The sequence below is a fragment of the Rhodococcus sp. NPDC056506 genome, assembly GCF_042794945.1.
Taxonomy (GTDB): domain Bacteria; phylum Actinomycetota; class Actinomycetes; order Mycobacteriales; family Mycobacteriaceae; genus Rhodococcus_F.
In genome coordinates this window covers 104,906-117,191 of record NZ_JBHTSW010000016.1, presented here as the reverse complement: position 1 = coordinate 117,191, position 12,286 = coordinate 104,906, and the positions used below count along the sequence as shown (strand labels likewise).

General features: G+C 62.0%; 1 protein-coding gene. It reads right to left on the bottom strand.

Annotation, left to right across the window (positions count from 1 at the left end; translation table 11 throughout):
• Nucleotides 1-11,910 (bottom strand): amino acid adenylation domain-containing protein (locus ACFQ6H_RS15615; RefSeq protein ID WP_378647088.1); only part of this gene is annotated, 11,910 nt, incomplete at its 3' end.
• Nucleotides 11,911-12,286: the final 376 nt, after the last annotated feature.

Here is a 12,286-nt window from a genome sequence, read left to right as displayed (position 1 = left end):
GCTCACATGCACCGTCGTCTCCGTGATGCCGTACATGTTCACCAACGTCGGCGCGGAGTCACCGCGGCGGCCGTACCAATCCGACAAGCGACGCAGCTCGAGCGCCTCGCCGCCGAAAACAACCCACCGCAACGACAACTCAGCGGCCTGACCGGATTCCGACGCCAACCGATCAGCCTCGGCCAACTGATAGAACGCCGACGGCGTCTGATTGAGCACCGTCACCCGCTCAGCAGCAAGCAGTTCCAAGAACTGCTCCGGCGACCGCGACGTCACATAATCCACAACCACCAACGTGCCGCCGTAGAGCAGCGGACCCCACAACTCCCACACCGAGAAGTCGAACGCATAACTGTGGAACATCGTCCACACATCGGATTCGTCGAACCCGTACACACCCTCGGTATTCGCAAACAACTTCGCCACCGTCGTGTGCGGAACCTGCACACCCTTCGGGCGACCCGTCGAACCCGACGTGTAAATCACATACGCAACATTCGACGACCGCAACGGCGCAACACGATCCGCATCCGCCACCGCCGAACCATCGAACTCCGACACCTCCACCGCGTCGATATCAACCACCGGCAGACCAGCGGGCAACACCAACTCACGCCCGGACCACGAAATCGCAGCCACCGGAGCAGCATCGGCCAACATGAACTCGACACGATCAGCCGGATACGACGGATCCACCGGCAGATACCCCGCACCGGACTTCACCACCGCCAACAACGCCACCACAAGATCCGCCGACCGCGGCAACGCCACCGCCACCAACGACTCCGGACCACAACCCTGAGCAATCAACCTGCGCGCCAAACGATTAGCCCGCACCGACAACTCGCCATACGACAACGACTCGCCACCAAACCGCACCGCGGTCCGATCACCAAACCGCGCAGCAGCATCATCGAACCACGCCGACAACGTCGAATCCACACCACGATCGATCTGGCCGGCACTGAAGCGGGACAGCAGGTTTCGTTCTCCATCGACCAAGATGTCAACGTCACCCACCGCTACGGTGGGATCAGCAGTCACCGCACGGAAGGTCCTTACCAGCCGATCACCGAATTCCACAACGGTCGACTCGTCGAACAGATCCGTCGCATACGTCAAAGAGGCGGACATTCCGGCGGGTGCGCCGGCCTCGTCGGTTCGTTCGGTCAGGGTCAACTGGAGGTCGAATTTCGCCAGCGCAAGATCGGCACTTTCGATCGACACTTCGAGGTCGCCCAGTTCGAGCGTTGTCTGTTCGTGGTTCTGGAACGTCAATGCCACCTGGAACAGCGGATGACGAGCCTGCGAACGAACCGGATCGAGAACCTCCACTACACGCTCGAACGGAACATCCGCATGCGCGAACGCCTGTAGATCCACTTCACGCGCCGAAGCCAACAGATCCGTGAACGACATCGACGGATCAACCTCGGTACGCAACACCAAAGTGTTGACGAACATACCGATCAGATCGTCGAGCTGCGCCTCACCGCGACCCGCGATCGGTGTACCGATCGCGATGTCGGTCGTTGCGGACAAACGAGAAAGTACGACGGCGAGCGCTGCGTGAACAACCATGAACGGTGTCGAGTTACTGCTGTGCGCAATCGAATTGACAGCTTCGTGCAGGGTGGCGTCGATATCGAACTCGACCTCGGCTCCGCGCCCTGAAGCGACCTCGGGACGCGGACGATCGGCAGGCAGATCCAACTGCTCCGGAAGATCAGCCAACGCATCCGACCAGAACGCAATCTGCTTCGCGATCACGGACCGCGGATCGTCCTCGGACCCGAGAACCTCACGCTGCCACAACGAGTAATCGGCGTACTGCACCGGCAACGGCGTCCAAGCCGGCACCGACGCTCGTGTACGTGCTTCGTAGGCAACCATCACGTCACGGGTCAACGGACCCATCGAGAAACCGTCGGTCGAGATGTGATGCACGACGAACACCAGAACGTATTCGCTGTCGCCGACTTTGAAGAGCTTGGCGCGCAACGGGACTTCGGACGTCACGTCGAAGCCGACTGTCGCCAGCTCGGCGACGCCCGCAGCCAGGCGATCTTCCGTGATCGACACGGGGCTGAGATCGACGACAACGTCTTGGACGTCGAGGACGTCCTGATAGCCGACGCCGTCGACGTCTGGATACACAGTTCGCAGTGATTCGTGTCGGCCCACGACATCGATCACGGCGGCGTCAAGAGCTGCCACATCGAGGGCGCCCGAAATCCTGATCGCCGCCGGGACGTTGTTCACTGCCGACGCGGGTTCGAACCTGTTCAGGAACCACATGCGCTGCTGCGCCAACGAAAGTGGGATCCGAGCTGGCCGGGGCTGCTGCACCAGTGGGGCGGTGGCGCCCGAACCGGCGTGCAGCTCGAGCCGGACGGCGAGTGACTGCACGGTCGACGCTTCGAAGAGCGCACGAACCGGAACGCTTGTGTCGAGCGCCTCTCCCAGCCGAGCGGCGACACGGGTCGCGATCAACGAGTTGCCGCCGAGTTCGAAGAAATCGTCGTCGCGGCCAACCAGTGCGACTCCGAGAACTTCGGAGAACACCTGCGCGACAGTCTCTTCGACGGTCGTGATCGGCGCCTGGTACACCTTGGACTCGAACACGGGCGAGGGCAGAGCCTTGATGTCCGTCTTGCCCGCGGTGGTCAACGGAATCGAATCGAGTACCAGTACCGAGTCGGGGACCATGTAGCCGGTCAGGAACGTCGACACCGACTCGATGACCTGTGCGGGATCCACCTCGGCGCCGGCCTGCGGCACGACGTATGCAACGAGACGATCTCCGAAGTGATCGTCGGAACGAACGAGAGCAACAGCTTGCGCAACGCCCGCGCAACGGGTCAGCGCGGCCTCGATCTCGCCGAGTTCGATACGGAACCCACGGATCTTGACCTGGAAGTCACTGCGGCCCACGTACTCCACTGCGCCACCGTCGATCCACCGGACCACGTCACCCGTGCGGTACAACCGCTCTCCCGGCGCCCCGAACGGGTCTGCGACAAAACGACCCGCTGTCAATGCCGGCTGTCCCAGGTATCCACGAGCGACCTGAACACCCGACACGTACAACTCACCTGCGACACCAACCGGAACGGGCTGCAAGCGGCCGTCCAAGATCCGCGCGGCCATTCCCCGAATCGGGCCGCCGATGTTCATACGATCAAACGCGGTCAGCGTATCGCTGATGTTCGAGGCGACTGTCGACTCCGTCGGACCGTACGCATTGAAGAATCCACGCACACCGCCATCCGGAAGCGGCACCGCCCACTTGGCAACGAGAGACCGCGAACTGGCTTCGCCACCGACGACAACCACCCGCAACGCGTCGAGCCCGCTCGGATCCACTGATGCCAGCGCAGCGGGCGTCACGAACGCATGCGTCACGCCCTCCGAGCGCAAGATCTCGGCCAATTCCGCGCCGCCGTACACCGTCGTCGGCGCAATCACCATCGTCGATGCTGCTCCGAATGCCATCAGCAACTCGAGAACAGAAGCATCGAAACTCGGCGAGGCGAAATGCAGCGTTCGAGCATCCGCGGTCAGCGCATAGCGCTCGACCTGCTCGGCGCAGAAGTTCGCCACACCCGCATTGGTGACCACAACGCCCTTGGGCAGACCCGTGGTGCCAGAGGTGTAGATGACGTAAGCAGGCTGCCGCTCGTCGATCGCACTGCGTCGATCCGAATCACTCACCGGCGCGCAAGATTCTGCCGCGCACGCCGCCACTGTCTTCTCGTCGTCGAGAACAACCCACGCCAACGCCGACGGCAATCCTGCCTCGACGTCACTGAGCGCAAGACCCAGCACCGCACCGGAATCGGAGATCATGTGGGCGATACGGTCAACCGGATACGTCGGGTCGACGGGCACGAATGCAGCACCCGATTTCACCACTGCCCACAGAGCGAGAACTGAATCGGCCGAACGCGGAATCGCGATCGCGACCCGATCCTCCGGCCCGACGCCCTTCTCAATCAGAACACGAGCGAGTCGCGACGACCGCTCGTCGAGTTCGCGGTAGCTGATCGACTGACCGTCGAAGCGAATCGCATCCGCCGACGGATCCACAGCGGCCGCCGCTGTGAGAATCTCGACCAGGGTTCCCGAGACCGACTGACCTCCATGAACATCGGCCAGTACACCCCGCTCGGTCGCATCGAGAATATCGATGTCACCGACGACAATCGAAGGAACCGACACGACAGTCTCGAGGATACGAACCAGACGCCGAGCAAAGCCCTCGACCGTCGAAGCGTCGAACAGATCTGCAGCAAACGTGAATTCGGCCGAGAGCCCTTGCTGGATCCCGTCTTCGCCGATCGACTCTGTTACTGCGAGTTCGAGGTCGAACTTGGCAGTGGTCGTGTCGATTTCGGCGGCCTTGATCGCCAGTCCCGGCAGTTCCAATGCCGTTTGCGCGAGATTCTGCAAGGACAGCACAACCTGGAACAGCGGATGTCGGGCCTGCGACCGGGCGGGAGCCAAGACGTCCACCAACCGCTCGAAGGGCACGTCCGAGTGAGCGAACGCTCCGAGCGCAGAATCACTCGCCGCAGCCAGCAGATCCGTGAATGCCTGGGTCTGGTCGACCTCGGTGCGCAGAACAAGCGTGTTGACGAACATACCGACGAGATCGTCGAGCGCCTCGTCCCCGCGACCGGCAACAGGAGTGCCCACGGCGATGTCCGAGGTCCCGCTCAGTCGGGCCATCAGAACGGCAAGCGCCGAGTGCAACGCCATGAAGAGCGTCGCGTTGTTCTCCCGTGCCAGCGCGTCCAATCGACGGTGCACATCCCCGGAGATCTCGAACGCGAATCGCTCGCCGCGCATCGACGCCACATCAGGCCGAGACCGGTCCGACGGAAGCTCGATCACATCCGGTAGGTCTGCCAGAGTCTCGGTCCAGTACGAGATCTGCTGCGAGATCAGTGATTCCGAGTCGTCTTCCGACCCCAGAACCTCACGCTGCCACAACGAATAGTCGGCGTACTGCACAGTCAACGGCTGCCACGCCGGCGCGATCCCGTCCTTCCGTGCCGAGTAGGCAATCATGACGTCGCGAGCCAGGGGCGCCATCGACCAACCGTCAGCGGCGATGTGATGAACCACGATCGCAAGGGTGTGCTCGGTGTCGCTGACCGTCAACAGGCGGACACGGATCGGCACGTCGACGGTGACGTCGATCGCTGAGGATCCGATTGCAGCGACTCGACTTTCGAGCTCGTCCTGATCCGAAACCGACTCCACGGTCAGCCCGCCGAACGCCTCCGAGAGCGACAGAATCGACTGCTTCGGTCCGGAAGCCCCGTCCGGATATACCGTTCGGAGCACCTCATGCCGGGCCAGTACGTCCTCCAGCGCCATTTCCATCGCGGCAGTATCGAGATGACCAGTCAGGTGCAGAGCAAAAGTGATGTTGTAAGCAGCTGAGTCGGTGTCGAAGCGGTTCAGGAACCACATGCGCTGCTGCGCCAGCGACAACGGAATTTCCGCGGGACGCACCTGTGCGACGAGCGCCTTCTGCCCGCCGCTACCTACGTGCGACTCGATGTGTGCGGCGAGCGCCTCGACGGTGGAAACGTCGAATAGCGTTCGCACCGGCACCGTAGTGTCGAGCGCCCGCCCCAATCGGGAGGTGACCTGAGTAGCCACCAGGGAGTTGCCACCGAGTTCAAAGAAGTCGTCGTCGAGGCCGACTCGTTCCACTCCGAGAACATCCGCAATCACCTGCGCGACAATCTCTTCCACCGGCGTGGTCGGTGCACGAAACTCGCGGACCTCGAAAACAGGCTCCGGCAAAGCCCGGCGATCCAATTTGCCCACCGGGGTCAACGGAACCTCAGCGAGTTCCATGATGACGGACGGAACCATGTAGCTCGGCAGAGCCTCCGCCACGAACGAGGCGAGCACGTCCCGATCGAAACTCGACCCGTCAGCCAGTTCGACGTAGGAAACGAGGGTTGTGACACCCGCCGCGCCTTCGCTTCCGACCGTCACCGCGAAGCGCACAGACTCGTGCGAGGACAGAACTGCGTCGATCTCACCGAGTTCGATACGGAATCCGCGAACCTTGACCTGGAAGTCACTGCGGCCGACGTATTCGAGAACCCCCGCGTCACCGCGCGCGTCTCCGCCGGTCCAGCGCACGACATCGCCGGTCCGGTACATTCGCTCGCCATCCGGCGAATACGGGTTGGCGACAAACCGTTCCGCAGAAAGGCCTCGCCGCTCATGGTAGCCGCGAGCCAATGCAGCGCCCGCAAAGTAGAGCTCTCCCCTGGTACCGACTGGAACAGGATGCAGACGCTCGTCGAGTACCAGTGCCGACATGCCCTCGACGGGACGCCCGATGTCGATCGATCGGCCGATCGCGAGATCGCCGAACGACGAGATGATAGTGGTCTCGGTCGGACCATACCCATTGAAGTAGGCGCGCCCTGGGGCCCATTTCGCCAGCAACTCGGGAGTGGTCACGTCACCGCCGACGGAGACGACTCGCAATTCAGGCAGCTCTGCCGGCTCCATGGTCCCGAGTACTGCGGGAGTGATGATCGCGTGTGTGACCTTCTCGGAATGAAGAAGATCCGACAACTCGTGTCCACCGATAATTGTCGACGGAACGATCACCAAAGTTGCACCTGCGGAGAAGGCGACCATCCATTCGAGTACCGACGGGTCGAAGCTCGGTGAACAGATATGGAGGAAGCGCGAGGACTGTTCTACCTCGTAGCGACGCTGTGCTGCGTCTCTGACCCCACGGAGTCCACCGTGAGTGACGCTGACACCCTTCGGTTTTCCCGTGGAACCGGATGTGTAAATGACATATGCAACGTGAGAATTGTGAATCGGAGCGATTCGGTCCTCGTCCGTGACCGGCGCTGAAGATTGCGCCGACAGTTCTCCGTTCAGCGCCTGGCCGTCAAGGACCAACCATTCTGTGACCGCAGGAAGCTGATCTACGAACTGTCCCGACGTGAGTCCGATCGCGGCCGAAGAATCGGCCAGCATGTGCCGGACACGATCTTCCGGATAACTCGGGTCGACTGGGACGTATGCCGCCCCTGACTTCGCCACCGCCCATACTGCACAGACCATCTCGTACGAGCGAGGAAAGGCGAGAGCAACAATGGTCTCGGGGCCGGCGCCACGTCCGATCAGAACCCGTGCGAGCTTCGACGACTGCTCATCGAGCTCTCGATAGGTGATCGATCGACCCTCGAAGCGCACAGCAACCGAATCCGCCTCAGCCGTGCCGGACAGGAAGATGTCGACGAGACTCTGCCGGGGCATCGTGTCATCCGCGGCTACGACCGTCAGATCGGTGCGCTCGGAGCGTGAGAGCAGGTCGATATCGCCGACGATCGTTTCAGGTCGGATAGCCACGGCATCGAGGATGCGCACGAACCGAGTAGCGAAAGTGTTCACCGTGGCCGGATCGAACAGGTCCGTGGCATAGGTGAAGGTGGCGCTCAAGACGTCCGAGTCTTCGCTGCCTTCAGGATTCTCGGACACCATGAGCTCGAGATCGAATTTGGCGACCGGCACTTCCAATTCAGCTGCAACTGCTTTGACACCTGAGAATTCCAGTTCGCGTCGTCCACTGATCTCCGCAGTGAGCGCAACCTGGAACAGCGGGTGTCGAGCCTGCGAACGCGCCGGACTCAGAACTTCGACCAACCGCTCGAACGGCACATCGGCATGCCCGTAGGCAGACAAGCCCGATTCCCTTACCTGAGCGAGCAACTCTTCGAATCGTTCGTTCGGATCGACCTCGGTGCGAAGCACCAGGGTGTTCACGAACATGCCGATCACGTCGTTGAGCGCTTGATCGCCTCGCCCACCGATCGGGGCACCGATCGCGATGTCGGAGGTACCACTGAGCCGGCTCAACAGCGTTGCATACGCCGCCTGCAACACCATGAACAGCGAGACGCTCCTCGAGCGCGCCAACTCGTTCAACTTGCGCGTCGTGCGTTCGCTGATCTGAAAATGGTGCTTGGCACCGTGATTGGACGCGATGGCAGGACGAGGTCGGTCGGTCGGCAGATCCAACTGATCCGGCAGATCGGCAAGTGCCCGGCGCCAGAAGTTGATCTGGCGAGACGACTCCGAGCGCGGGTCTTCGTCGGATCCCAGTGCTTCGCGCTGCCACAGGGCGTAGTCGGCGTACTGAATCGGCAGCGGCGTCCACGCCGGCGCAGACTTCTCACTTCGCGCCGAGTATGCGACGAGAAGGTCACGTGCGAGCGGACGGAACGACAGTCCGTCTGCAGCGATGTGATGGAGAACCATCACCAGGACGTAGTCCGTCGGAGACACCTCGAAGAGAGCAACCCGTACCGGGATTTCGAGCGTCACGTCGAAGCCGCGAGACGCGACGTCGAACAGGGCCGCGTCGAGATGCGAATTCCGAATCTTGACCGGGTTCAACTCCACCGCGGCGCGGTCGACCGGCAGAACCAACTGTTGCGCAGTTCCGTCGACATCAGGGTAGATCGTCCGCAAGGACTCGTGCCGCTCGAGAAGATCCATCACCGCGGCATGCAGGGCGGACGGGTCCACCGAACCGGTGAGCCGGACCGTGAACGGAAGGTTGTACGCGGGCGTCGACGGATCGAGACGGTTGATGAACCACATGCGCTGCTGCGCAAGCGAGAGCGGGACGACCTCGGGACGAGGCTTGGCGATCAGCGGCGCGAGCTGCCTGGCGTTGCCCGCCACCAACTCTGCGCGGGCGGCCAGAGTAGCGACCGTGGTGGATTCGAAAAGCTCTCGAACGCCGAGTTGCACTCCCAACGCCGAACCCACTCGAGTCACCAATTGTGTTGCAACCAGAGAGTTTCCACCGAGCTCGAAGAAGTCGTCGTCAATACCGACGCGCTCGACACCGAGTACGTCGGCAAAGACGTCAGCGACAACCCGCTCGATGTCGGTGCGGGGCTCGCGGTACTGCTTCGCACTCGCGAACACCGGCTCGGGCAACCCGGCACGATCCAATTTGCCACTCGTGTTGAGCGGCAACGCATCCAACACCATCAGCGCGGCCGGAACCATGTACGACGGGAGGCTTCGCCCGGCGAACTCACTGAGCACTGCAGCATCGATGTTTCGGCCCGGACCCGGCACGACGTAACCGACCAATTGATCACCGGTCGGGGTGACGGTCACCAAGACGACAGCCTGGGAAACGTCGGGGTGGGCCAGAAGAACGGTCTCGATCTCACCGAGTTCGATGCGCTGCCCACGGAACTTCACCTGGAAGTCGGTTCGCCCGATGTAGTCGAGATTTCCGTCCTCACGGCGTCGGACGAGGTCGCCGGTACGGTACATGCGCTCGCCAGCTGTGCCGTACGGATTGGCTACGAACCGATCCGAGCTCAGATCAGGACGACCAACGTATCCGCGCGCAAGTTGCACGCCGGCGAGATAGAGCTCACCCGGCTGACCGATAGGCGTCGGGCGAAGTTGCCCGTCCAGTACGTGCGCCTGAGTGTTCCACTGCGGCATACCGATCGGCACGGAAGTAGTATCCGTGGCCACGGCCTCGTAGTACGTGACCGATACCGCAGCTTCGGTCGGACCGTACAGGTTGTGCAGTCCGGCTCCACCGAGTTCGCGGAAGGCGGAAGACGTCTCGGGCGGGAGCGCCTCGCCGATGACGAACACATGGCGCAACGAATCACAAGATCCGGCAGGTGCATTCGCAGTGAACAGCGTGAGCATGGATGGCACGAAGTCGGTGATCGTGACGCCGAGCTCCGCGATCTTGTTCGCCACGTAGATCGGGTCTCGATGACCGTCCGGAGTCGCGACGACGAGCGTGGCGCCGACCTGCAACGGCATGAAAAATCCCCACAGCGACACGTCGAATGTCGTAGCGGTCTTCTGCAGGTAGATGTCCGACGCCGAAAGCCCGTACTCGGCGTTCATCCACTGAAGCTGATTGTTGATCGCCGCGTGAGTGACCGCGACACCCTTGGGTCGACCGGTCGAACCCGAGGTGTAGATCACGTACGCAGTGTTCGAGAAATGCAAGGGAGACAGGCGATCCGCGTTGACGATCGGCCTGCTGTCGAGCTGCCCATAGTCCAGTGTGTCGATCTCGATGACCCGTGTGCCCGAGGGCAGATCCACGTCGTCCCGCGCAGTGGTCACAACACACGTGGGCTGCGCCGACTCGAGAATGTAGGCGGTGCGGTCGGCTGGGTGGTCGGGATCCACCGGTACCCAGGCTCCGCCGGCCTTGGCAATCGCGTACAGACCGACCATCAAGTCCAAAGACCTGCGGATCGACAGTCCTACAAGCGATTCGGGCCCAACACCCATGGCGATGAGTTGACGAGCCAAACCATTTGCGCGAGAGTCGAATTCGGCGTACGTGAGGCTGGCGCCTTCGAAAACGACAGCGGTGGCATCGGGAGTTCTCTCGACCTGACGCTCGAATGCTTCGGTGATGGTCTGCGAGGCAACGTGGAAGCCGGTGCGGTTCCACAAGGCAACCTTGTTTCGCTCCTCGTCGGTTGCGACAGGAAGATCCCAGACCTTGCGGCTCGTTTCGGCCGAGACGAACTTCTCGAGAAACTCTACGAACCGCGAGTGATTTCGCTGGGCGTCCGCGGGCGCGTACAGATTGGGATTCGACTCGAAGTCGATGTGCGTGCGGGTATCGCCGACGCTCTGGTAGAGGTTGACACCGAGGTCTTCGATCAAACCCGTGGACAGGATGTGAAGCTCGCCGACGAGGGGCCCGAATGCCAACTCGGTGGAAAACATCATGATGTTGATCCAGGGACCGAAGAATCCGCCCCGACCCGGCCCGTCACCGCCGCGAACCATGTCCTCGTGTCGGTACCGCTGGTGGCGCAGCGCGCCGGACATTTCGTTCCTGACGTCGTCCAGAAGCTCCTGGACGGTGGTCTCTGCAGTGACGGTCAGGCGCAGCGGCACGACGTTGGAGACCATGCCTCCGGATCGACGCAGCACGGCTGTTGTTCGACCGGAAACGGGCAGACTCAGCGACACGTCCTCTCGTCCGGTCATCTGAGCGAGGTACGCCGCAAACGCCGCGACGACAGTGCCGGCAACAGTGGTCTTCTCGATGCGCTCGAGGAACCGCCCGAGCAGCGCCTCGACGTGGTTGGACAGCGCTGCACTGTCGATCCGACTGACTGGAGCCGGTGCGGCACTTCGACCCGCGAGGCTCGAGATCTCGTCGAGATTCTCGATCTTGTCTGCCCAGTACTTGCGATCGGTTTCGAAACGACTCGACTGGCGGTACTTGTTGTCCACCTCGTAGACGTTCCGGAGATCGGAGGCCTCACTCGGCTCCGGATCCCGGCCCTCCACGCGCGCCGAGTACAGCTCCGCCACACGAGTGACGAACGTCGACGCACCGAATCCGTCGAGAATTGTGTGGTGGACCCGTGTGTACCAGTAGTAGCGATTCTCGCCGAGCCGCAGGATCGTGGCAGAGATCAAGCGGTCCGTGAGCATGTCGATCGGCCGGCTGCGATCTGCTCGCATCCACCGCATGGCAGCGTCGTGCGAGTCGTCTTCACTACGAAGGTCGACGTAACCGACCGAATCATCGAGTGTGGGGTCGATGATCTGGTACGGCTGGGCGTCGATCTCGAAGATCCGGACGAAGGCCGACCCGATTTCGCGACCGGCGTCTGCGCAGGCCTGGCGAAGGGCGTCAAGTTCCAGAGCACCACGGAGTTCGACGTACTGAGCGATGTTGACCGGAACGGCGGGATCGAGGTGCTGCGCGAACCACATACCGAGCTGGGCCGCGGAAAGCGGGAATGCGTCGGATCGCTGAACGTCTTCCGGCGAGCTGCCGACCTCCGGCTTGCCGCTCCCCAGTTCTCCGTTACCCAGCGAATTCACGCCCACAGCCTCTCTTCCACACCATTGCGCACCCGTGCGAGCCGAACGTCCGATTCGCAGCAGCTACCGACCTCATCCAACCTCGACGAGCCAGAACCACCCATTGTCTCCGATACATAGGTGACAAGAGAAATCCATACCCCGGTGTATCGACGGTTTTGTTGCAATTCGTTACAAATCGCCCAGCTCATCTACCCCCCGATCGCATTGCCGAAACGCACCGTTCAGACGCGGCGCGCGACACCTCTCCCCCTGGGACAATCAATTGCAACCGACGATCTACACCCCAATCCACATCAGTCACCTCGGACAATTTACAGGGCCGCCAGGTACTGGGTGCCTGAGCTCGAACAAGATTCGACAGTCGCTGATCGAG